18 protein-coding genes are annotated in these 22,757 nt (G+C 72.1%); 5 read left to right on the top strand and 13 right to left on the bottom strand.

Going from position 1 to position 22,757, the window contains the following annotated elements; all coding sequences use genetic code 11:
• The first annotated feature begins 30 nt into the window (after positions 1 to 30).
• Complete coding sequence (locus tag MFF61_RS06275) at positions 31 to 1,527, top strand: undecaprenyl-phosphate glucose phosphotransferase (RefSeq protein WP_238234219.1); 1,497 nt, start codon at positions 31 to 33, stop codon at positions 1,525 to 1,527.
• Between the two features lie 75 nt (positions 1,528 to 1,602).
• Positions 1,603 to 3,366, top strand: coding sequence for a calcineurin-like phosphoesterase C-terminal domain-containing protein (locus MFF61_RS06270; RefSeq protein ID WP_238234218.1), 1,764 nt, complete (start codon positions 1,603 to 1,605; stop codon positions 3,364 to 3,366).
• A gap of 34 nt (positions 3,367 to 3,400) precedes the next feature.
• Here the strand turns inward: MFF61_RS06270 and MFF61_RS06265 are convergent, their stop codons facing one another.
• On the bottom strand, positions 3,401 to 4,231 hold the full coding sequence (locus MFF61_RS06265; RefSeq protein ID WP_238234217.1) for a chemotaxis protein CheA: 831 nt from the start codon (positions 4,229 to 4,231) through the stop codon (positions 3,401 to 3,403).
• Positions 4,232 to 4,412: 181 nt separating this feature from the next.
• On the opposite strand from MFF61_RS06265, the gene recO reads away from it, so the two are divergent.
• Together recO and parC are read left to right on the top strand one after the other, a co-directional pair.
• The gene (recO, locus tag MFF61_RS06260) at positions 4,413 to 5,153 is read left to right on the top strand and encodes a DNA repair protein RecO (RefSeq protein ID WP_238234216.1); all 741 of its coding nucleotides are present in this window, start codon (positions 4,413 to 4,415) and stop codon (positions 5,151 to 5,153) included.
• 54 nt (positions 5,154 to 5,207) lie between these two features.
• Positions 5,208 to 7,454, top strand: coding sequence for a DNA topoisomerase IV subunit A (parC, locus tag MFF61_RS06255; RefSeq protein WP_238234215.1), 2,247 nt, complete (start codon positions 5,208 to 5,210; stop codon positions 7,452 to 7,454).
• Between the two features lie 39 nt (positions 7,455 to 7,493).
• On the opposite strand, the gene rpe is transcribed toward parC, so the two are convergent.
• From rpe to MFF61_RS06210, 9 genes are all read right to left on the bottom strand, one after another.
• Entirely contained in the window at positions 7,494 to 8,177 is a 684-nt protein-coding gene (gene rpe, locus MFF61_RS06250) for a ribulose-phosphate 3-epimerase (protein ID WP_238234214.1), read from the bottom strand.
• A gap of 75 nt (positions 8,178 to 8,252) precedes the next feature.
• Positions 8,253 to 8,531, bottom strand: a complete 279-nt coding sequence (infA, locus tag MFF61_RS06245) for a translation initiation factor IF-1 (protein ID WP_012335131.1) — start codon at positions 8,529 to 8,531, stop codon at positions 8,253 to 8,255.
• Between the two features lie 422 nt (positions 8,532 to 8,953).
• Positions 8,954 to 10,084 carry a branched-chain amino acid ABC transporter substrate-binding protein gene (locus MFF61_RS06240; RefSeq protein ID WP_238234213.1) on the bottom strand — a complete coding sequence of 377 codons (1,131 nt, stop codon included), beginning with the start codon at positions 10,082 to 10,084 and terminating at the stop codon, positions 8,954 to 8,956.
• Positions 10,085 to 10,213: 129 nt separating this feature from the next.
• Positions 10,214 to 10,567: a DUF6867 family protein gene (locus MFF61_RS06235; protein WP_238234212.1), complete on the bottom strand. Its 354-nt coding sequence runs from the start codon at positions 10,565 to 10,567 to the stop codon at positions 10,214 to 10,216.
• Between the two features lie 28 nt (positions 10,568 to 10,595).
• Positions 10,596 to 11,372 carry an ABC transporter ATP-binding protein gene (locus MFF61_RS06230; RefSeq protein WP_238234211.1) on the bottom strand — a complete coding sequence of 259 codons (777 nt, stop codon included), beginning with the start codon at positions 11,370 to 11,372 and terminating at the stop codon, positions 10,596 to 10,598.
• The gene (locus MFF61_RS06225; RefSeq protein WP_238234210.1) at positions 11,369 to 11,983 is read right to left on the bottom strand and encodes a LysE family translocator; all 615 of its coding nucleotides are present in this window, start codon (positions 11,981 to 11,983) and stop codon (positions 11,369 to 11,371) included. The genes MFF61_RS06230 and MFF61_RS06225 overlap by 4 nt, the downstream gene beginning before the upstream one ends.
• Positions 11,980 to 12,831 carry an ABC transporter ATP-binding protein gene (locus MFF61_RS06220; protein ID WP_238234209.1) on the bottom strand — a complete coding sequence of 284 codons (852 nt, stop codon included), beginning with the start codon at positions 12,829 to 12,831 and terminating at the stop codon, positions 11,980 to 11,982. Before MFF61_RS06220 ends, MFF61_RS06225 begins: the two co-directional genes overlap by 4 nt.
• Entirely contained in the window at positions 12,831 to 14,246 is a 1,416-nt protein-coding gene (livM, locus tag MFF61_RS06215) for a high-affinity branched-chain amino acid ABC transporter permease LivM (RefSeq protein WP_238234208.1), read from the bottom strand. The genes MFF61_RS06220 and livM overlap by 1 nt, the downstream gene beginning before the upstream one ends.
• On the bottom strand, positions 14,246 to 15,163 hold the full coding sequence (locus tag MFF61_RS06210) for a branched-chain amino acid ABC transporter permease (protein WP_238234207.1): 918 nt from the start codon (positions 15,161 to 15,163) through the stop codon (positions 14,246 to 14,248). Before MFF61_RS06210 ends, livM begins: the two co-directional genes overlap by 1 nt.
• A gap of 201 nt (positions 15,164 to 15,364) precedes the next feature.
• On the opposite strand from MFF61_RS06210, the gene MFF61_RS06205 reads away from it, so the two are divergent.
• Positions 15,365 to 15,817, top strand: a complete 453-nt coding sequence (locus MFF61_RS06205; RefSeq protein WP_238234206.1) for an SRPBCC family protein — start codon at positions 15,365 to 15,367, stop codon at positions 15,815 to 15,817.
• A 40-nt stretch (positions 15,818 to 15,857) separates the two neighbouring features.
• On the opposite strand, the gene MFF61_RS06200 is transcribed toward MFF61_RS06205, so the two are convergent.
• The 3 genes from MFF61_RS06200 to MFF61_RS06190 are packed head-to-tail and all read right to left on the bottom strand — an operon-like array spanning position 15,858 to position 22,521.
• On the bottom strand, positions 15,858 to 16,751 hold the full coding sequence (locus MFF61_RS06200; protein WP_238234205.1) for a transglutaminase family protein: 894 nt from the start codon (positions 16,749 to 16,751) through the stop codon (positions 15,858 to 15,860).
• Positions 16,748 to 19,279: a circularly permuted type 2 ATP-grasp protein gene (locus MFF61_RS06195; RefSeq protein ID WP_238234204.1), complete on the bottom strand. Its 2,532-nt coding sequence runs from the start codon at positions 19,277 to 19,279 to the stop codon at positions 16,748 to 16,750. The genes MFF61_RS06200 and MFF61_RS06195 overlap by 4 nt, the downstream gene beginning before the upstream one ends.
• Entirely contained in the window at positions 19,276 to 22,521 is a 3,246-nt protein-coding gene (locus MFF61_RS06190) for a transglutaminase family protein (protein WP_238234203.1), read from the bottom strand. The genes MFF61_RS06195 and MFF61_RS06190 overlap by 4 nt, the downstream gene beginning before the upstream one ends.
• Positions 22,522 to 22,757 lie beyond the last annotated feature (236 nt).

The following is a 22,757-nucleotide window of genomic DNA, read 5'->3' as shown; positions in this document are numbered from 1 at the left end:
GAGCGGCACAGCAGGCAGACGACGCGGCGCATGCGACACGAGCGGTTCCCCCCCATCGTCACACCCGGCCCGGCCGGGCCGGAGCGGCGCGCCATCTGGACCGCGCTGCTGCCGCGCCGCCGCCGGGGGGCCAAGCGGCTCGCCATCGGCACCGCCGCGGCGCTGGCCGACCTCGCGGCGATCGTCGGGACGGGCCTCGCCGCCCATCTCCTCTACCACTTCCCGTTCGCGCAGGGGACGGTCCCGCTCGCCGCGACCCTGCAGGCCGCGCTGCTCCTCGGGCTGTTTGTCCTCGTGCCGAACGTGGCGCGCGGGGAGTACAGCATCGAGACGTGCCTGTCGGGCCAGCCGCACCTGCGCCGCACCGCGACGCTCTGGCTCGTCGCCTGGACGCTGGTGCTGCTCGTCGGGTTCCTCACCAAGACCAGCGGCCAGTTCTCGCGGGTGGTGGCGGTGGCCTACTTCCTGGCCGGGCTGCCGCTGCTGCTCGGCACGCGGATCCTGACCCTGCGCCTCGTGCAGCGCCTCGTCACGCCGCGCTCGGACACGGCCCGCCGCGTCCACCTGATCGGCTACGAGGCCGACATCGCGAGCTTCTACGCGACGCATGACAGCGAGGCGCTCGGCCTGCGGGTGATCGGGGCGAGCTACCTGCGCGCGCCGCCCGCCGGCGCGGACGAGGACGCGCGCCGCCGCCAGTTCGGCGAGGATCTCGACCTCGCGGTCTCGGTGGTGCGCTTCCTGCGCCCCGACGACATCTTCGTTCTCGTGCCCTGGAGCGATGCCGAGGACGTGGAACGGTGCGTGGACGCCTTCCTGCGGGTCCCGGCCGCCCTGCACCTGCGGCCCGGGCGGGTGATGGACCGGTTCGAGGACCTGCGCCTCGCACGCGTCGGGCGGCTCAGCGGCATCAATGTCGGGGGCGCCCCCTTGAGCCCGCTCGAGGTCGCGCTCAAGCGCGCCTTCGACCTCGTGCTCGCGGGCCTCGGCCTGGTGCTGCTGTCGCCGCTCCTCGTGCTGATCGCGATCCTGATCCGGCTCGACAGCCCCGGCCCCTGCCTCTTCCGCCAGAAGCGCTACGGCTTCAACCAGGAGGCGTTCTCGGTCTTCAAGTTCCGCAGCATGCGGGTGGAGGCGGGCGCGACCTTCCGGCAGGCGACCCGCGGCGACGACCGCATCACCCGGGTCGGGCGCTTCCTGCGCCGCTCCAACCTCGACGAGCTGCCCCAGCTCCTCAACGTGATCCGGGGCGACATGTCCCTCGTCGGCCCGCGGCCCCACGCGCTCGCCCACGACCGCAGCTTCGAGCGGCGCATCGCACTCTACGCCCGGCGCCACAACGTGCGCCCCGGCATCACCGGCTGGGCGCAGGTCAACGGGCTGCGCGGCGAGACCCTGACCGATGCCGACATGCGGCGCCGGGTCGAGCACGACCTCTACTACATCGACAATTGGTCGATCTGGTTCGACATCCAGATCATCGCGATGACGGTCTTCGCCCGCAGCGCCTTCCGCAACGCCTACTGAGCCGGCGTCACGGGACGGTCAAGGACCTCTGGTTCATACTGCGTCCCAACCGTGGGCAGAACCGGGGGACAGGCCATGGTCGATCGGACGACCCTGACGCGACGCGAGACCGTCGCGGGCGCCGCGGCGCTCGCGCTGCTGCCGCAGGCCGCGGCCGGCCAGGGCGGGGCGCCCGCAAAGGGCGAGGCGCCCGGAGCGGGTGAGGCGCCCGGAGCGGGCGCCGGGCAGGTCACAGGCGTCGTCTACGAGGATCGCGGCGGCCTCGGCCGGCGGGGGCCGGGCGATCCCGGCATTCCGGACGTGCTGGTGTCGAACGGGCGCGACGTGGCGCGCACCGATGCCGACGGGCGCTACACGCTGCCGGTCGGGGACGAGACGGTGATCTTCGTCATCAAGCCGACCGGCTACGCCCTGCCGCGCGACGCCGACAACATCCCGCGCTTCTCCTACATCCACCAGCCGGCGGGCAGCCCGGCCGGGCTGAACCTGCGCTACGCCGGCCTCGCACCGACCGGGCCGCTGCCGGCCTCGGTCGATTTCGGCCTCACGCGCAGCGAGGAGCGCGGCGATTTCGAGGTGATCCTGTTCACCGACCCTCAGCCGGAGAGCCATGCCGAACTCGGCTTCGTGCGCGACACCGCCGTCACGAGGGCGCTCGGCCTCGGCGCGGCCTTCGGCATGACCACCGGGGACGTGCTGTTCGACGACCTCTCCCTCTACCCGCGTCAGAACCGCATCATCGGACGGGTCGGCATCCCGTGGTTCCACATCGGCGGCAACCACGACCTCAACTTCGAGGCGCCGGATGCCCGCCACAGCCGCGAGACCTTCAAGCGGATCTACGGCGCGCCGTCCTATGCCTTTCACTATGGCGGCGTGCTCTTCCTGATGCTCGACAACGTGCATTATCTCGGCGCCGCCACCGGCACGCCGGCGCGGGGCGGGCGCTACGAGGGCCGCATCGGCGAGCGCCAGCTCGCCTTCGTGGAGGCGGTGCTGCGCGAAACGCCCCGCGACCGGCTCGTCGTGGTGGCCATGCACGTGCCTCTCCTCACGGACCTCGATCCCGACAGCCCCGGGATCAACACCGTGGACCGGGAGGCGTTGCTGCGGCTGCTGGCCGGCCGGCCGAGCCTCAGCGTGGCGGGTCACACCCACACCACCGAGCATCACTATCTCGATGCGTCGGGCCGGCGCGTCGCCGAGGGGGCGGAGGGGCATCACCACCACGTGCTCACCGCCGTGTCCGGCTCGTGGTGGAGCGGGCCGCCGGACCGGCGCGGCATCGCCACGGCGGACAGCCGCGACGGCACCCCGCACGGCTTCCACGTCCTCAGCATCAAGGGGGCGGCGACCTACACCACCCGCTACGTGCCGGCGAGCGACGATGCGGGGCGCCAGATGCGGATCCTGCTGGAGAGCCAGTTCCGCACGGAGGACCTCGCGCGGCTGCCCGACACGCGGCTCGCCGACCTGTTCGGCTCGCCCGTGCCGGCCGAGAGCGTGGGCGGCACCGACCTCGTCGTGAACCTCTTCGACGGCGGCCCGCGCAGCCGGGTGCGGTACCGGATCGGCGACGGCCCCTGGCAGGCGATGGCGCGGGTGCGCCGGCCCGACCCGTTCGTCGCGGCGCTCTACGCGCGGTTCGCGGCGACCAAGAAATCCTGGGTGAAGGCCGAGCCGTCCTCCCACATCTGGACCGCCCGCCTGCCCGCCGGCGTCGCGCCGGGCTGCCACCGCCTCAGCGTGGAGGCCACCGACGAGTACGGCCGCCTCCACCGCGACGGGATAGTGCTGGAGGTGCTGGGTGGGGAGAGCGCGCCGGGCCGCCGGATCTGACGGCGGGCCGGTTCGCTCAGACGCATTTGGGGAATCAGAGGCGCTTGGGGAAGTTGATCACCGCGTCGCCGACCGCGTCCACCGTCTCCTTGATGGCGCGCCCGGCCGGCGCGAGGTCGGGGACCGGGAGGCCCAGGAAGGTCTTGGGCTCCGGCTCGGCCGGCGCGGCGGGCTCGGCGGCGGCGGTCTTGGTGGGCTCGGGCGCTGGCTTCTCGCGGCGCGCGACCGGCTTCGGCGCGGGTTTCGGGGCAGGCTTCGGGTCGGCCTTGGCCACCGGCTTCACGGGCTTGGCGGGCGGCTCGGCTGCGGCCGTCGCCGCGGGTCTGGCCGGGGGAGGCTCGGGGGCCGCCACGGCAGGCGGGACCGGAGGCGCCGCAACGGGCGCGATGGCGGCGGCTTTGACGGCCGGGGCGGGCGGCGGGGCGGCCTCGCTGCGCACCACGGGCGGCGCGGGCGGCGCCTTGAGCACCACGGGCTCGGGCTTGGGCGGAGCGACGGTGCCGGTCACGAGGCCGTCCGGCTGGCCTGCCGGGGCAGGCGGCGCAGCGGCGGGAGCGGGCGGCGGGGCCGCCGCGGCGGGCGTCGCGGGCGGGATCGCCACCACCCGCACCGGAACCGGGGTTTCAGCCTTGAGGGCGGGCAGCCCGTCCTTGATCTCGGGCATGTCGGCGACAGGCCCGACGCGGATGCCGGTGCTCGGCGGTGCCAGCAGGGTCTGGACCTTGGGGTAGGCGGCGAGCGCCAGCCCCCCGCAGGCGGCGAGGCCCAGCCCGGCCGCGGCCGCGAGCAGCGCAGGGCGGCGCGACACGGGCCGCTGCGCCGCCTGCGCGCGCCGCTCCGACGGATCGATCTCGACGGACATCATGCTCCGCTCCCGTAGCTCGCCCTCCGCACCGAAGAAAGGCGCGGCGAATCAGGCGCGAATTTGTCAAGAAGCGCCCGATTGTCGGGAAATAGCCGTGACAACTCACGAATTCGTTAGCGTTCGCGCGTGACCTCAGCACCCGGGCGTTCAATCCGGGCCCGTCCGCGCCTATCTTCGGCGCATGCAATGGACGGACGAGGGCCTCGTGCTCGGGGCGCGGCGGCACGGGGAGACGAGCGTCGTCCTCGAACTGATGACGGCCGGGCACGGCCGGCATCTCGGCCTCGTGCATGGCGGGCGCTCGCGCCGGATGCAGCCGGTGCTGCAGCCCGGCAACCTCGTGCGGGCGGTGTGGCGCGCGCGCCTGGATGACAGCCTGGGCCACTTCACCGTCGAGCCGCTGGAGAGCGCGGCCGGGCGGCTGATGGGGTCGCGGCTCGCCCTCTACGGCCTGTCCCACGCGGCGGGGCTGCTACGGCTCTTGCCCGAGCGCGACCCGCATCCGGGCCTGTTCGCGGCGGCCCGCATCCTGATCGCCCATCTGCACGATCCCGGCATCGCCCCGCCCCTGATGGTGCGGTTCGAACTCGCCGTGCTGGCCGAACTCGGCTACGGGCTCGACCTCTCGGCCTGCGCCGCCACCGGCTCCAACGCCTACCTCGCCTACGTCTCGCCCAGGAGCGGGCGGGCGGTGAGCGCCGCGGCGGGCGAGCCCTGGCGCGACCGGCTCCTCGCGCTCCCCGACTTCCTGGTCGACCGCTCGGCGGGCGGCACCGGGGCGACGCCGACGCCGCGCGACGTTCGTCAGGGGTTTACCTTGACGGGATATTTCCTCGACCAGCACGTCTGGCATCCGCGCGGCCTCGCGGCTCCGGAGGAGCGGGAGCGATTCGTCGCACTCGGGACCGCGGATGCCGGCTGATGTTCGTGTTATGTTCCGGCCTTCTGGCCGACCACTGACGAGTAGACGGGTTTCATGGGCAAGCCGTTCGAGCCGCCATCCGACCGCGACGGGATCGAGAACGTCGCGCTGAAGGCGGCGCTGGAGGAGCGCTACCTCGCCTACGCGCTCTCCACGATCATGCACCGCGCGCTGCCGGACGCGCGCGACGGGCTCAAGCCCGTGCACCGGCGCATCCTGTACGGGATGCGCCTCCTGCGCCTCGATCCCACCGCCGCATTCAAGAAATGCGCGAAGATCGTCGGCGACGTGATGGGCGACTTCCACCCGCACGGCGACCAGGCGATCTACGACGCGCTGGTCCGCCTGTCGCAGGATTTCGCGCAGCGCTACCCGCTCGTGGACGGGCAAGGCAATTTCGGCAACATCGACGGGGACGGCCCGGCCGCCTACCGCTACACCGAGGCCCGCCTCACCGAAGTGGCGCGGCTCCTGCTCGACGGCATCGACGAGGACACGGTCGATTTCCGCCCGAGCTACAACGGCGAGAAGGAGGAGCCGGTCGTCCTGCCGGCGGCCTTCCCGAACCTGCTCGCCAACGGCTCGCAGGGCATCGCGGTCGGCATGGCGACCTCGATCCCGCCCCACAACGCGGCGGAACTCTGCGACGCGGCCCTCTACCTCATCACGCACCCGGCCGCGACCTCCGAGCAGCTCAACACCTTCGTGAAGGGGCCGGACTTCCCGACCGGCGGCATCGTGGTGGATTCGGCCGCATCGATCGCCGAGGCCTACCGCACCGGCCGCGGCTCCTTCCGGGTGCGGGCGCGCTGGACCCGCGAGGATCTCGGCCGCGGCGCCTGGACCATCATCGTCACCGAGATTCCCTACGGGGTGCCCAAGGCGCGGCTCATCGAGAAGATGGCCGAATTGCTCACCGAGAAGAAGCTGCCGCTGCTCGCCGACGTGCGGGACGAATCCGCCGAGGACGTGCGCGTGGTGCTGGAGCCGCGCTCGCGCACGGTCGATCCCGTGGTGCTGATGGAATCGCTCTTTCGGCTCACCGAGCTGGAGAGCCGCTTCTCCCTCAACATGAACGTGCTGATGAACGGGCAGGTGCCCCGGGTCGTCGGCTTGGCGGAGGTGCTGCGCGAGTGGCTCGACCACCGCCGCACGGTGCTGCAGCGGCGCTCGCGCTTCCGCCTCGGCCAGATCGAGCGGCGGCTGGAGATCCTGGGCGGGCTCCTGATCGTCTATCTGGACCTCGACCGGGTGATCCAGATCATCCGCGAGGAGGACGAGCCGAAGGCCGAGCTGATGCGGGTCTTCTCCCTCACGGAGCTGCAGGCCAACGCCATCCTCGACACGCGGCTGCGCTCCCTGCGCAAGCTGGAGGAGATGGAGCTGAAGCGCGAGCACGCGGCGCTGACGGCCGAGAAGGCGGAGATCGACGCGCTGCTCGGCTCCGACGCGCTGCAGTGGAAGGCGATCACCGCGCAGGTCCGGGCGGTGCGCAAGACCTTCGGCCCCGAGACCGCGCTCGGGCGCCGCCGCACGACGCTGGAGAACCCGCCCGACACCTCGGACATCGACCTCGCCGAGGCGATGATCGAGCGCGAGCCGATCACCGTGATCGTCTCGCAGAAGGGCTGGATCCGGGCGCTCAAGGGGCACGTCGCCGACCTGTCGGGCGTGCAGTTCAAGGGCGACGACGGGCTGAAGCTGAGCTTCCCGACCGAGACCACGGCCAAGATCCTGGTCCTGTCCTCGAACGGCAAGGTGTTCACGCTCGATGCCGCCAAGCTCCCGGGGGGACGCGGCTTCGGCGACCCGATCCGGCTGATGGCCGACCTCGACGAGGACGCCGAGATCGTGACCGCGTGGCCCTACCGGGCCGGAGCCAAGCTGCTCATCGGCACGAGCGACGGACGCGGCTTCACCACCGCCTCGGACGGGCTCGTGGCCAACACCCGCAAGGGCAAGCAGGTCGTGGCCCTCGACGGCGCCGCGGTCACCACCCATTGCGTCGAGGTGGGCGAGGGGGACCACGTCGTGGCCTGCGGCGAGAACCGCCTGCTGGTGGTCTTTCCGCTCACCGAGATCCCCGAGATGGCCCGCGGCAAGGGCGTGCGCCTGCAGCGCTACCGCGAGAGCAGCCTCGCCTACCTGCAGGTGATCAAGCTCGCCGAGGGCCTGACGTGGCCCGACAGCGCCGGGCGCACCCGCAGCGTGGTCGGCGACGAACTGGCGAAGTGGGTCGGCCACCGCGGCACGATCGGCGCCATGGCGCCGCGCGGCTTCCCGCGCAGCAACCGGCCGTAGGGCCGGTCGCCCGGCTCGTCCCCGATCGCGCGCGGTCCGTCAGACCCAGACGCCGCGCGCATCCTCCGCGGCCTGGCGGATCGCCGCGATGTTCGGTGCGTAGGCGGCGGGGCCGCCCTTGAAGGTGGCGGAGCCCGCCACCAGGGCGTTGGCGCCGGCCCGCACCACCGCCGGCGCGGTCTCGGCCGTCACGCCGCCGTCGACCTCGATGTCGATGTCGCGCCCGCCCACCATGGCGCGCACCCGCGCCACCGTTTCGCAGACCGACGGGATGAAGCTCTGGCCGCCGAAGCCCGGATTGACCGTCATGCACAGCACGAGATCGACCATGTCGAGCACAGGCTCGACGAGGCTCGCGGGCGAGCCGGGGTTGATCGCCACGCCCGCCCGCTTGCCCAGCGCCCGGATGGTCTGGAGCGAGCGGTGAAGGTGGGGGCCCGCCTCCGCATGGACCGTGATGATGTCGGCGCCGGCCTGCGCGAAGGCGTCGAGGTAGGGGTCCGCCGGCGCGATCATCAGGTGCACGTCGAAGACCGCCTCGGTGTGCGGGCGCAGGGCCTTCACGATCGCCGGCCCGATGGTGATGTTGGGCACGAAATGCCCGTCCATCACGTCGACGTGGATCCAGTCGGCGCCGGCCGCGACCACGTCGCGGACCTCCTCGCCGAGCCGCGCGAAATCGGCCGAGAGGATCGAGGGGGCGATGACGAGGGGACGTGGCATGGCGAAGGCCTCGGCAACGCCGATAGGCCGGGCTCGGCCCGTCCCGGCCCGGCGGATCGGCGCGGAACGGTCAGGTCAGCGGCGGCGGAACTGGCTGCCGCCGCGGAACGGCGGGCGCGGGCCGGACGAGCGCTCGTCCTTGTGACGGAACACGAGCCGCCCCTTCTCGAGGTCGTAGGGAGACATCTCGACGGTGACGCGGTCGCCGGCCAGAGTCTTGATGCGGTTCTTCTTCATCTTGCCGGCCGTGTAGGCCACGATCTCGTGACCCTGGTCGAGTTGCACGCGGTAGCGCGCGTCCGGCAGGATCTCGAGCACGAGACCCTCGAACTGCATCAGCTCTTCCTTCGCCATCCATACTCTCCACCCGGCGGCCGTCGCGTGCGGCGCTCCGGGAGCAATTCATCGAAATCCAGCGCGAAGCGGTCGAGGCGAAGAGCACGGCACGGACGAGCCGGAGGCTGGAGGCCTGCGAACGCGACTGTGCATGTAAGGTGGGGCGCAGGGTCGCGCAAGCCGTGCCGGTGACGCATCCGGCCGACTGTCAACACCTGCCGTGCGCCGTGGGCGGCGCGGCATCCCCTCTCCCGCGCGGGAGAGGGGAGCGGAGGCGTGCGGCTCTCCCAACGGTCATGACCCATGAGCGTTGGTTCCGCTCTCGCAATGTCGCCGAGCCCTCGGCTTGATGTCGACACTTCGAGATGGTTCGACGGCCCTGTCGATCCCGGGCTTGCCCGGGATCGAGATCGATGCGTCAGCATCCTGGGCCGTCGGGTTTACTGGGTCGGGATCTCGTTGCCCGTGTAGTCGATGCGGCCGTCGCTGCCCTTCTTCCACATGTACATCACGTAGTCGGGACGGGTGATGTCGCCCTTCTTGTCGTACGAGATGTCGCCGATCACGGTCTTGAACGGCTTGCCGGCGTGCAATTGCTCGGCGACCTTCTTGCCGTCGGTGGACTTTGCGGCCTCCATCGCCTGCTTGAGGATCTGCACGGCGGCGTAGGAGTAGAGCGTGTAGGCCTCGGGGTCGTAGTTGCGGGCCTTGAAGGCCGCGACCACGTCCTTGGCGTTGGGGTTCTTGCGCGCGTCGGGCGAGAAGGTCATCAGCGTGCCGTCCGAGCCCGGACCGGCGATCTGCGCGAATTCCTTGTCGGTGATGCCGTCGCCGCTCATCAGCGGGGCGTTGAGGCCCTGGTCGCGCATCTGGCGCACGATCAGGCCGGCCTCGGTATGCAGGCCGCCGAAATAGACCACGTCCGCCTTGGCCTGCTTCAGCTTCGAGACCAGCGCCGAGTAGTCCTTCTCGCCCGGGTTGATGCCCTCGAACAGAACATCCTTGCCGCCCTTGGCCTTGAGCGCCTTCAGGGTCTCGTCGGCGAGGCCGCGGCCGTAGGGCGTCTTGTCGTGCACGAAGGCGATGTTCTTGCCCTTGAAGTTCTGGGCGAGGTAGCCGCCCGCCACCGCGCCCTGCTGGTCGTCGCGGCCGCAGGTGCGGAAGGTGTTCCAGAGCTTGCGCTCGGTGAATTTCGGGTTGGTCGAGGCCGGGGTGATCTGGACGATGCCGGATTCGGCATAGATCTCGGAGGCCGGGATCGACACGCCCGAGTTGAAGTGGCCGACCACCGCCTTGACGCCCTCGGCCGCGAACTTGTTGGCCACCGAGACGCCCTGCTTGGGGTCGGCCGCGTCGTCGGCGACCACGAGCGTGATCTTCTGCCCGTTGATGCCGCCGGCCTTGTTGATGTCGGCCACCGCCTGCTCGGCGCCGTTCTTGAGCTGCGCGCCGAAGGCGGCGCTGGAACCGGTCAGCGGACCGGCGACCCCGATCTTGATCTGCGCCTGAGCCGTGCCCGCCCAGGCAAGGCCGGCCGCCAGGGCGAGACCGGGCAACAGCGTGCGTTTCATCGGTATACTCCTCTGGATCAGACGTCTCGGTCTTGGTGGGCCGTCTCGCGGCCGTTTGCCCGGGGTTTGCCCCGGAACTCGTGAACTCTCGCGCGCCGCAAGCCCGAAGTCACGGCGGAAATCGGCGTTTCAGGCGGAGGCGCGCGGGCGCCAGCCGAACAGGCCGGCGCGTTCGTAGAGCCAGCGGTACTGCGTGGTCATCTGGCGGGCGCGGGTGGCGCGGAAGCCCGCCGAGCCGATCAGGAGCAGCACCACCGTGTCGACCGCGTAGAAGTGCGGCGACAGGAAGGTGCCCTCGAACAGGGCGAAGTGGATGAAGCGCACCGCCACCCCGAGCAGCAGCAGCGCCAGCACGCATTGCCAGTAGGGCCGCCAGCCGAGCGCGATGCCGCGCGCCGTCATCCAGGCGGCCCAGCCCCCCATCACCACCGTGACGAGGAGGAAGAGCCAGATCGTGCTCTCCTCGTAGAGAATGCCCTGCACGGTACTCACCCTGCTGCGGATGCGAGGCTCAATGGCGACCGCCTTCGAGGTAGGCGGCCTTCACGGAGGGATCGTCGAGGAGCTGGCGCCCGGTGCCGCTCATGGTGATCGTGCCGGTCACCATCACGTAGCCGCGATGCGCGAGCTTGAGCGCGTGATAGGCGTTCTGCTCGACGAGGAAGACCGTCATGCCGTCGCGCTCGTTGAGGTCCTTGATCACCGAGAAGATCTGCTTGACCACCAGCGGCGCGAGGCCGAGCGAGGGCTCATCGAGCAGCAGCAGCCGCGGCCGGCTCATCAGCGCGCGGGCGATGGCGAGCATCTGCTGCTCGCCGCCCGACATGGTGCCGCCGCGCTGGTGCAGGCGCTCCTTGAGGCGGGGGAAGAGGGCGCAGACCCGCTCCAGATCCTGCGCGAAATGCGCGCCGCCGTTCACGGCGGCCCCCATCTGCAGGTTCTCGTAGACGGTCATGCGCGGGAAGATCCGCCGCCCTTCCGGCGATTGCGCGAGGTTGAGGCGGGCGATCTCGTGGGTCGGCATCCGGGTGATGTCCCGGCCCGCATAGGTGATGCTGCCCTCGCGCGCCCGCGGATTGCCGAAGATCGTCATCATCAGGGTCGACTTGCCGGCCCCGTTCGCCCCGATCAGGGTGACGATCTCGCCCTCGTTCACGTCGAGGTCGACGCCCTTGAGGGCGATGATGTTGCCGTAGAAGGTCTTCACGCCCCGCACGCTCAGGAGCGGGGTGCGGCCAGTGGCGGCGAAGGCGGGCCGGTCGGCCGGAAGCGGGGTGGCGGCGCTCACGGGGCGGACCTCGCGGTGGCGAGGCCGGCGCCGATCAGCAGGCTGCCGCCGAGCCGGTTGAACAGCCGCACCCGCTCCGCCCGGCCGAACAGGCCGCGGGCGCGCCCCGCCAGCAGCGCGTAGGCGAGGGCATTGAGGCTGGCGATGACCAGGAAGGTCGCCTCGAACACCGCCATCTGGGACACGAGATCGCTCCGCGGATCGAGGAACTGGGGCAGGAAGGCGACGAAGAAGGTCAGGCTCTTGGGGTTGAGCGCCGTCACCAGCCAGACATGGGCGGCCATGCGCAGGGTAGGACCGCTCTCCCGCGGGGGCGCCTCCAGCCGGCCGCCGGCCCGCCAGAGCCGGAGGCCGAGCCAGACGAGGTAGGCCCCGCCGAGCCACTTCAGCCCCGTGAACAGGGTCGCGGAGGCGGCGAGCAGCGCGCCGAGACCGAGCATCGAGAGCGTCATGGCGGTGGCGTCGCCGAGCGCGACCCCGACGACGGCCGGCAGGGCCGCGCGCCAGCCGCGCCCGAGCGCGTAGGACACCACGAGCAGGATCGTCGGCCCGGGGATCATCACCAGGATGGCCGAGGCCGCCGCGAAGGCGAGCCACGTCTCGATGCTCATACGCCCACCTCGGCCTCGACGGCCTCCACCTCCTCGTCCTCGACGCCGAGATAGGCGGCGATGACGCTCTGGTCGCTCTGCACCTCGGCGGGTGTGCCGTCCGCGATCTTGGTGCCGTAGTCGAGCACCACGACGTGATCAGAGATCTCCATCACCACCGACATGTCGTGCTCGATCAGCAGCACCGAGGTGTCGTCGTCGTCCCGGATCGACCGCAGCAGGTCGTTGAGCTGCGCCGATTCGCGCGGGTTGAGGCCGGCGGCGGGCTCGTCGAGGCAGAGCAGCACCGGGTCGGTGCACATGGCCCGGGCGATCTCCAGCCGGCGCTGGTCGCCGTAGGGCAGGTCGCCCGCCGGGTCGTCGGCCCGATGCAGCAGGTTGATGCGGGTGAGCCACGCCACGGCCTTCTCGACCGCAGCTCCTTGCGCCCGGCGGAAGCCCGGCAGGCCGACGAGCCCCGCCAGCGTGTAGCCGGAGGCCAGCATCAGCGGGTTGTGCTGCGCGACGAGCAGGTTCTCCAGCACCGTCATGCCGGTGAACAGCCGGATGTTCTGGAAGGTGCGGGCCACCCGGGCGCGGCGGTTCACCTGGAAGCCCGGCAGGCGCTCCAAGAGGTATTCCGCCCCGTCGCGGTGGCGGAGCGTCATCATGCCCTCGGTCGGCTTGTAGAAGCCGGTGATGCAGTTGAAGACCGTGGTCTTGCCGGCGCCGTTGGGGCCGATCAGCCCGGTGATGTCGCCGCGCCCGACCCGGAACGAGAGGTCGTTGACGGCGACGAGGCCGCCGAAGCGCATGGTGAGGTGGTCGACGCTCAGCACCGGGTCGGCGAGGCGGGGAGAGGCGCTCATCAGCCGTGCCCCTCCTTCACGAGCGAGCCCGAGATGGCCTTGCGCTCCTTGAGCACCACCGAGGGCGAGCGCTCGGAGATCAGGCCGCGCGGGCGCCAGATCATCATCACCACCATGGCGAGGCCGAACAGGAGCAGCCGGTACTCGTTGGGGTCGAAGTGCTCGCCGAAGACGGGCTTGAGGAAGTCGAGGTTGCGCAGCAGTTCCGGCCCGCCGACCATCGCGACCGCGGCGATCGCCACGCCGATCTGGCTGCCCATGCCGCCGAGCACCACAATGGCGAGGATGATCGCACTCTCCAGGAAGTTGAAGCTCTCCGGGCTGACGAAGCTCTGGCGCACCGCGAAGAACGAGCCGGCGAAGCCGCCGAACATCGCGCCGAGCGCGAAGGCCGTGAGCTTGGTGTTGGTGGTGTTGATGCCCAGCGACCGGCAGGCGATCTCGTCCTCGCGCAGGGCCTCCCAGGCCCGGCCGATCGGCAGGCGGCGCAGGCGCAGGGTCACGAGGTTGGTGATCAGGGCCAGCACGAGGATGAGGTAGTAGAGGAAGACCACCCGGTGCATCGGGCTGAACGGGATGCCGAGGGAGGCGGCGAACCCGTCCTCGTCCGCCGTGAAGGGCAGGCCGAAGAAGGTGATGCGCGGGATCGACGAGATGCCGGCCGCGCCGCCCGAGAAATCCGACCAGTTGATGAGGACGAGGCGGATGATCTCGCCGAAGGCGAGCGTCACGATGGCGAGGTAGTCGCCGCGCAGCCGCAGGACCGGGAAGCCGAGGATCATGCCCCAGAGCGCCGCGAACAGCCCGGCGAGGGGCAGGCAGATCCAGAACGACAGGCCGAAGGTGGTGGAGAGCAGCGCGTACGAGTAGGCGCCCACCGCGTAGAAGGCGACGTAGCCGAGGTCGAGGAGGCCGGCGAGGCCCACCACGATGTTCAGGCCCCAGCCCAGCATCACGTAGGTGAGGATCAGGATGCCGAGATCGATCCAGTAGCGCGACTCGCTCAGGCCGCCGGTGCCGAGCGCGGCGAGCAGCGGGAAGGTCAGCGCCACGCCGAGGAAGAGCGGCAGGCCGAAGCGGGAGACGGATTGGGCGGCGTTCGGCGTCGCGTCGACCGCCTCGGTGGCCTGCCGGGGCGAGGGGGTCAGCGCCCGGCGCGCGTCGCGGCTCGCCAGGATCAGGCGCTGCGCGAGGCGGGCGAGGAAGACGAGGCCGCACAGGATCGCCACCAGCCCCCAGCGCGGGGTGAGGTCGAGGGCGCTCGTGCTGCTCAGATCCGTGCGGTAGGCCACCACGGGCACGCAGAGCCCGAAGGTGACGAGGGCGAAGAGCAGGGCGTCCTTGAGGATGGCCTGGAGATCGAGGGCCGGGCGGGCGGCGGGAGCCGCCGCGAGGGCGGGGGCCGGGGCGCTCATCAGACCTTCTCGACCTCGGGCCGGCCGAGGATGCCGGAGGGCATGAAGATCAGCACGATGGCGAGGATCGAGAACGCCGCCACGTCCTTGTACTCGATGGAGAAATAGGCCGACCAGAAGGTCTCCACGAGGCCGATGATCAGCCCGCCGAGCACGGCGCCCGGCAGGCTGCCGATGCCGCCGAGCACCGCCGCCGTGAAGGCCTTCACGCCGGGCACGAACCCGTCCGAGAAGGACACCACGCCGTAGTAGAGGAGGTAGAGGGTGCCGGCGACGGCGGCGAGGGCGGCGCCGAGCACGAAGGTGAGCGAGATGGTGCGGTCGACGTCGATGCCGAGGAGCGCGGCCATCTTGCGGTCCTGCTCGCAGGCGCGCTGCGCGCGGCCGAGCGGCGTGTGCTGGACGAGGTACCAGAAGCCCGCGAGCAGCACGGCCGTCGTCACCATGATGACGATCTGCCGGTAGGAGAGGGCGACCGCGTAGCCGTTGCGCTCGAACAGCACGATCACCTCCCGCATCATCGGCGGGGTCGGCTTGTTGCGGGCGCCCTGAACCACCTGCACGAAGTTCGACAGGAAGATCGAGACGCCGATGGCCGAGATCAGCGGCGCCAGGCGGAAGGAGCCGCGCAGGGGGCGGTAGGCGATGCGCTCGATCGACCAGCCCCAGAGCGCGGTGAGCGCCATGGCGATGATCATCACCAGGATCAGCGCCACCACCACGGAGGCGATGCCCAGGAACGAGGTCAGGATCAGGAAGGCGATCAGCGCGATGAAGGCCGAGAGCATGAACACGTCGCCGTGCGCGAAGTTGATCATGCCGATGATGCCGAACACCATCGTGTACCCGATGGCGATGAGGCCGTAGATCGACCCGAGCGTCAGCCCGTTGATGAGCTGCTGCGCGAAGACCTCCATGCGGATACACGCTCCCGTCCGGTCCGCCGCAGCGAACACGCCTCCCGAGACCCTGGACCCCCGTTATCGGGTGGCCGGCGTCGCCTTGGGGAAATCCTTAGCAAGGGTCGCACCACTCCACAATGAGGCGGAGGCGCGGCGGCTGGCCCGCTCCCGGCGGCTTCGCTATCGTCGTCGCGACGCCCTTGGGGGAGACGCGCGATGGCGATGACGATGAACGGCGAGGTGGTGCTGCCCGCCGACCAGCAGACGGTGTGGGAGAAGCTGAACGATCCCGAGGTGCTCAAGCGCTGCATCCCGGGCTGCGAGAGCCTGGAGAAGGTCGGCGACAACGAGCTCCAGGCCTCGGCCAAGATCGCGGTCGGCCCGGTCAAGGCGACCTTCAAGGGCAAGGTCACGCTCTCGGAGATCGACGCGCCGAACGGCTACCGCATCTCGGGCGAGGGGCAGGGGGGCGTGGCGGGTTTCGCCAAGGGCGGCGCGGCGGTGCGGCTGGAGCCGGCCGAGGGCGGCCAGACCAAGATGACCTACGACGTGGATGCCAGCGTCGGCGGCAAGCTCGCCCAGCTCGGCGGCCGGCTGATCAACGGCGTGGCCAAGAAGTACGCGGACAATTTCTTCGAGACCTTCGCCAAGGAGGTGCAGGGGGGCTGAGCGGAACCCGCAAACCCCGTCGCGGCCGGCAGCCCCGCCATCAGCCCGCCGCCGCGGCCTCCTCGTCCTCCGGCACCACGTCCACCGCCACCTGCAGCGTCTGCGCGCCCGACCCGGCGATGATGCCCGCCACCGGGGCGACGTCGGCGTAGTCGCGCCCGCGGGCAACCACCACGTGGTCGTCCTCGACGCCGATGGCGTTGGTGGGGTCGAGGCCGTGCCAGCCGTCGCCGCACCACACCGAGACCCAGGCGTGGCTGGCATCCGCACCTTCGAGGCGGGCCATGCCGGGCGGGGGGCGGGTGCGCAGGTAGCCGCTGACATAGGCCGCCGGCAGGCCGAGCCCGCGCAAGCCCGCGATCATGATGTGCGCGAAATCCTGGCAGACGCCGCGCCGGTGGGCGAAGGCGTCGGCGAGGGGCGTCGCCACCTCGGTGGCGGTGGCGTCGAAGGCGAAATCCGCCCGGATCCGCCGCATCAGGTCGACCGCCCCCGCATAGGCGCCCCCGCCCGGCGGGAAGCTCGCCCGCGCGTAGTCCGTCACCTCCGCCACCACCGGCACGCGCCGGCTCGGGCTGGTGAAATGCACCGGCGCGTCCGGGCCGAGGCTCGGGACCGCGAGCGCCCGCTCGCGCACCTCCTCCCACGACAGGCCGGAGGCGAGGTCCGGCAGCTGCATGCGCTCCACCTCGACGCGCGAGAGCGCCTCGATGCGGAAGGCGCGGTGGGGCGTCTCCACGGTGAGGGCCAGCGTGGCGTTGCCGAAGAAGTCGCGACCGCTCTCGCGCCGGTGCGGGAGCGGGTCGACGCCGATCCGGTGGGACAGCACGCGCTGCCCGTCCCCCTCCGCGGGGGTCAGCCGCAGGAGGCAGCGGGCCTGCGTCACCGGGTTGCGGTAGGCGTAGGCCGTGACGTGGCGCAGGAGGTAGATCACGCGAGGGCCACCAGTCGCTCGGGCCGGGCGGCCTCCGAGCCGCCGGGGAAGTAGCGGGTTTCCACCGCCTCGGCGATGGCCCACAGGCGCTCCTCCCAGGCGGCCGCCACGTCCGGGGTGAGCGCCGCGGCCTCGGTGCCGGCGATCTCGCCGGTGAGGCTGCGCACCAGCCGGGTCTGGGGCTCGGGCAGCCCGTCCTGGCGCAGGGCCGGCAGCCCGGCGAAATGCTCGGCGAGGCGCTCGACCTGGAAGGCCACCGAGCGCGGGTTGTAGGGGTCGAGCAGCACCATGTCGCGCACGGGGGAGAGGGCGACGCCGAGCAGGTAGCGGGCGCCGTAGGAGATGCGCGAATCGGCGAGCTGCAGCAGCAGGCCGAGATCGTCCGCGGTGGCGGCCTCCGCCGCGAAGAGCCCGGCGAAGCGGCAGGTGTTGATCGCCCGCTCGATGCGCCGGCCGATATCGACGAAGGGCCAGCCGCCGGCCCGGTTCATGTTCTCCTGCGCGAGCCCCGAGAGGGCGGCGCCGAGTCCGAGCGCCCGCTCGGCCCGGTCGAGCCACTGCGCCTCGGAGCCCGTGCCCCCGGGCCGGTCCAGCACGTCGAGGAGCGCGCTCAGGGAGCGCCACATCTCGACCGAGAGGCGCTCGCGCAGGGAGGCGGCGTTGCGCCGCGCCGCCAGCACGTGCGTGCGCGCCGAACCCCAGGCCTCGCGGCCCGAGAGGGCGTGGGCGGCGAGCGCGGCGGCCGGCCCGACCACCGTGGGCACCGCCCCCCAGGCGTGCAGCAGGCCGCGCAGCCGCCGGGCCGTGCCCTCGTCGGCCTCCGAGAGCGGCACCGCCCCGGCGCCGCTGAGCAGGCAGATGGTGAGGCGCACCATCGCCTCCGCGCGCTCCAGGTAACGCCCGAGCCAGAACAGGTTGTCGGCGGCCCGGCTCGGCAGCAGGCCGGAGACGCGGCGCACCGGGGCCTGCTCCAGACGCGGCATCGGCGCGGCGGCCGGGTCGGCCGGGGCGTCCGCCAGCACCCAGACGTCGGCGGCGCGCACGCCCGTGCCCATCGCCACCGGCTGGACGTCCGGCTGCTCGGAGACCCGGCAGAACCCCCCCGGCATCACCGCCCAGCCGCCCGGCGTCGCGGCGGCGAAGACCCGCAGCACGAAGGGGCGCGGCACGAGGCCGGGCCCGTCCCAGGCGGGCGCGGTGGAGAGCTGCACCGGCTCCTGGGCCACGAGGTCCCCCGGCCGGTCGCGCAGGATGGCGAAGAGTCGCCCGGTCTCCTCGGGGTCGCGCAGGCCGAAGGCCCGGGTGGTGAAGGCGCCCTGCGCCGGCGCGCTCGCGGGGCGCAGCGTCAGCGTGTCGGCCCGCGCCAGCACGGCGTCGCGCTGGGCGGGATCGCCGCACCACCAGGTGGGAAGACCCGGCAGGCGCAAGGGCTCGCCGAACAGGTGCTCGGCGAGCGCCGGCAGGCAGGAGGCGAGCCAGCCGCCCTCGACGAGGCCGGCGCCGGGCATGTTGCCCATCACGCAGGCACCGGCCTGCAGCGCCTCGACGAGGCCCGGGACGCCGAGCCGCGAGGCCGGGTTGAGGGAGAGCGGGTCGACGAAGTCGCCGTCGACGCGCCGCCACAGCACGTCGGCGCGCTTCAGCCCGGCCACGGTGCGGATGAAGAGCCGGCCGTCCTGCACCGTGAGGTCGTCGCCCTCGACCAGCGCGAAGCCGAGATAGCGGGCGAGCACCGCCTGCTCGACGTAGGTGTCGCCGTAGGGGCCGGAGGTGAGGAGCGCGATGCGCGGCTCCGCCCGCTCGGCCGCCGCCGCGAGCCCGTCCCGGAAGGCCTGGAAGAAGGGGGCGAGCGGGCGCACCGCCAGCGCCCCGTGCACCTCCGGCAGGGCGCGGGCGAGCACCATCCGGTTCTCCAGTGCGTAGCCGGTGCCGGACGGGGCCTGGGTGCGGTCGGCCAGCACGCGCCAGCGCCCGTCCGGCCCGCGCGACAGGTCGGCGGCGTAGAGGTGGAGCTGGCGCCCGCCCCCGGGCTGGCGCACCCCGTGCAGGGGCCGCAGGAATTCGGGGCTCGCCGCCACCGCGGCGGCCGGGATCAGGCCGGCGGCGACCAGGTGGGCCTCCCCGTAGAGGTCGGCGAGCACGGTCTCCATGAGGCTCGCGCGCTGCGCCACGCCGGCGGCGATCTCGGCCCATTCCGCCCCCTCGATCAGGAGCGGCAGCACGCCGAGCGGCCAGTCGCGCTCGGCGGCCTCGCCGTAGACCCGGTAGGCCATGCCGGAATTGTGGATGTGGCGCGCCGCCGCCGCGAAGCGGGCCGAGACCTCGTCCTCGGCGAGGTCCGCGAGCCGGTCGAGGAACCGGTCCCAGGCCGGGCGGATCGCGCCGTCCGGGCCGATCATCTCGTCGGGCACGCCGGGCCGCGGCCGGTAATCCGCGCACCAGCGCGCGCGCCGCTCCCGCCGCGTCGCCTCGGCCTCGCTCGTCTCCCCGCCGGCCTCCCGGACGGCGAGGGGCGCGGCGGCGCTCATCGCGGCGCAGGCGTGCGCAGGTCGAGCGTGAGGGGAAATTCCCGTCGCGGCTCCTCCGGCGCCAGCGTGACCCGGCCGGGAGTGTGGCCGTGGTCCTGGAAGCGGGCGAGGCGGCGCCCCTCGGCCTCGTAGGTGTTGACCGGGAAGGTCTCGTAGTTGCGCCCGCCCGGATGGGCCACGTGGTAGGTGCAGCCGCCGATCGCCCGCCCGCTCCAGGTATCGACGATGTCGAAGGTGAGGGGCGAGTGCACCGGGATGGTGGGGTGCAGGGCGGAGGCCGGCTGCCACGCCTTGAAGCGCAGGCCCGCCACCGCCTCGCCGGAGCGGCCGGTCTCGGTGAGCGGCAGGCGCCGCCCGTTGCAGGTGACCACGTGCCGGCTCGGCACGAAGCCCTCGACGCGCACCTGCAGGCGCTCCACCGACGAATCGACGTAGCGCACGGTGCCGCCCGCGCCGCCCTCCTCGCCGAGCACGTGCCAGGGTTCGAGCGCCTGGCGCAGTTCGAGCGTCACGCCGCCATGCGCCACCGAGCCGTAGCGCGGGAAGCGGAACTCGGCCTGCGCCTCGTACCATGCCGGATCGAAGGCGTAGCCCGCCCCGCGCAGATCCTCGATGACGCCCAGGAAGTCCTGCCAGAGATAGTGGGGCAGCATGAAGCGGTCGTGGAGCGCCGTCCCCCAGCGCACGAACCCGCCCTCCTGCGGCTCGCGCCACAGCCACGCGACGATGGCGCGCAGGAGCAGCTGCTGGGCGAGGCTCATGCGCGGATCGGGGGGCATCTCGAAGGAGCGGAATTCGAGCAGCCCGAGGCGACCCGTGGGCCCGTCCGGGGAGTAGAGCTTGTCGATGCAGATCTCGGCCCGGTGGGTGTTGCCCGTCACGTCGACGAGGACGTTGCGGAAGAGCCGGTCCACCAGCCAGAGCGGCACCTCCGGCGCGCCCGGCGCGGGCACCTGCGCCAGCGCGATCTCCAGCTCGTAGAGCCCGTCGTGGCGCGCCTCGTCCATGCGCGGCGCCTGGCTCGTCGGGCCGATGTAGAGGCCCGCGAACAGGTAGGACAGCGCGGGGTGGCGCTGCCAGTAGAGCACGAGGCTCTTGAGCAGGTCGGGCCGGCGCAGGAAGGGCGAGTCGGTCGGGCTGGCGCCGCCCAGCACCACGTGGTTGCCGCCGCCCGTGCCGGTGTGGCGGCCGTCGATCATGAACTTCTGGGCGCCGAGCCGGGTCTCGCGGGCGTCCTGGTAGAGGCCCGTGGTGATCTCCACCGCCTCGCGCCACGTCCGCGCCGGATGGACGTTGACCTCGATCACCCCCGGATCCGGGGTGACCTTGATCACGCCGAGGCGCGGATCGTAGGGCGGCTCGTAGCCCTCGACGTGAATCGGGGTGCCGGCCTCGGCGGCGGCCTCCTCCAGCGCGGACAGGAGCTGCACGTACTCGTCCGCGCGCTCCAGCGGCGGCATGAACACGCAGATCGCGCCGTCGCGCGGCTCGACCGTGAGGGCAGTGCGCACGGCGACGCCGGTCGGGCGCCGTGCGGTGCGCTGCGGCCCGGCCTCCGAGAGCGGCGGGCGCTCGTCCAGCGGGTCCTGCGGCACGTAGTAGGGATAGGATTCCGGCGGGACGTAGGGCAGCGAGCCGAGCGGCAGACGGAAGCCCGCGGGGGAATCGCCCGGCACGAGGTGGAGCGCCCCGCGCCGCGTCTCCCAGGCCTCCGAGACCCAGTGGCGCTCCGAGCCCACCGCGAGGTTGGCGAGCGGCAGCACGTAGGCCACCGGCGTGCCGAGGCCGCGGGTGAAGACCCGGGCCATGCGCGCCTGGGACTCGGCATCGCCCACCTTCGGCTGCAGCGGCGAGACATTGACGGGAAGCTCCGCCTCCTTGCGCTCCCAGTATTCGGGATCCTCGAAGGCGGGCTGCACGAAGCCGTCGAGGGCCAGGCGCCGGGCGAGCCCGCGGGCCAGCGCCTCGGCCTGCGCGATCGAGACCTCGCGCGGTCCCGCCTCGCGGGCGATCAGCTCGGCGTCGCGCCAGATCGGCTGCCCGTCCTTGCGCCAGTAGAGCGCGAAGGCCCAGCGCGGCAGGCTCTCGCCCGGGTACCACTTGCCCTGCCCGTAATGCAGCAGGCCGCCGGCCCCGAAGCGCGCGCGCAGGCGCCGGATGAGCTGGTCGGCGAGGCTGCGCTTCGTCGGCCCGACCGCGGCGGTGTTCCACTCGGGCGACTCGAAATCGTCCACCGACACGAAGGTCGGCTCGCCGCCCATGGTCAGGCGCACGTCCTGGGCGGCGAGGTCGCGGTCGATGCGGTCGCCGAGCGCGTCCATGGCGCCCCAGGCCTCGTCCGAGAACGGCTTGGTCACCCGCGGCGCCTCGGCCACGCGCGAGACCTGCATGGTGAAGCCGAAATCGACCTCGGCCGGGTCGGCGAAGCCGGAGATCGGCGCGGCCGAGCGGTAATGCGGCGTGGCGGCCAGCGGGATGTGGCCCTCGCCGCAGAGGAGGCCCGAGGTGGCGTCGAGACCGATCCAGCCCGCGCCCGGCACGTAGACCTCGGCCCAGGCGTGCAGGTCGGTGAAGTCCTTCGCGGTGCCGGCGGGGCCGTCCACCGCCGTCGTGTCGGGGACGAGCTGGATCAGGTAGCCGGAGACGAACCGGGCCGCGAGGCTGAGGCGGCGCAGCACCTGCACGAGCAGCCACGCGGAGTCGCGGCAGGAGCCGCTGGCATTCTCCAGGGTCTCGTCGGGCGTCTGCACGCCCGGCTCCATGCGCACCACGTAGGCCACGCTGTCGCGCACGAGCTGGTTGAGCGCGACGAGGAACATCACGGTGTTCGTCTCGGCGGGCAGGCGCTCCATGAAGGCGTCGAGGCGCCCGCTCCCCTCGCTCGGCACGAGGTAGGGCGCGAGTTCCTCCTGCAGCTCCGGCGGATAGGCGAAGGGCAGCGTCTGCGCGTAGTCCTCGACGAAAAAGTCGAACGGGTTGATGACCGCCATGTCGGCGGTGATGTCGACCTCGATCCGGAACTGCGTGGTCTTCTCGGGAAAGACGAACCGCGCCAGCCAGTTGCCGCTCGGATCCTGCTGCCAGTTCACGAAGTGGTTCCCCGGCGTCACCTTGAGCGAATAGCTCAGGATCCGGGTGCGCGTGTGCGGCGCCGGGCGCAGGCGCACGATCTGCGGGCCGAGGGAGATCGGCCTGTCGTAGGCGTAGGAGGTGACGTGGTGCAGGGCGGCCTTGATCGACACGGTCTCTCCGGATGTCTTGCTGCGGCACGGCCTCGTCGGATCGACGACAACGCTCCGGCGGCGGTTTGTACACGGCCCGGGCCGGACCGTCAGCCGCGCCGCGGCAGGACCGCTCCGCCCGGACGTCGCCCCGGGCTCGGGCGATCGCCGTCTGCCTACCTTTGAGGCAAGTCCCATGCCGCCCGGAACTCCGGACCGTCTCGCCCCTTAGGGAGCAGGGCCGACCGTGCGGACAT

Origin of the sequence: Methylobacterium isbiliense (assembly GCF_022179325.1) — a bacterium.
Classification (GTDB): domain Bacteria; phylum Pseudomonadota; class Alphaproteobacteria; order Rhizobiales; family Beijerinckiaceae; genus Methylobacterium; species Methylobacterium isbiliense.
Note: the sequence above shows the minus strand (reverse complement) of the source record. Positions and strands in the feature narration are given on the sequence as shown.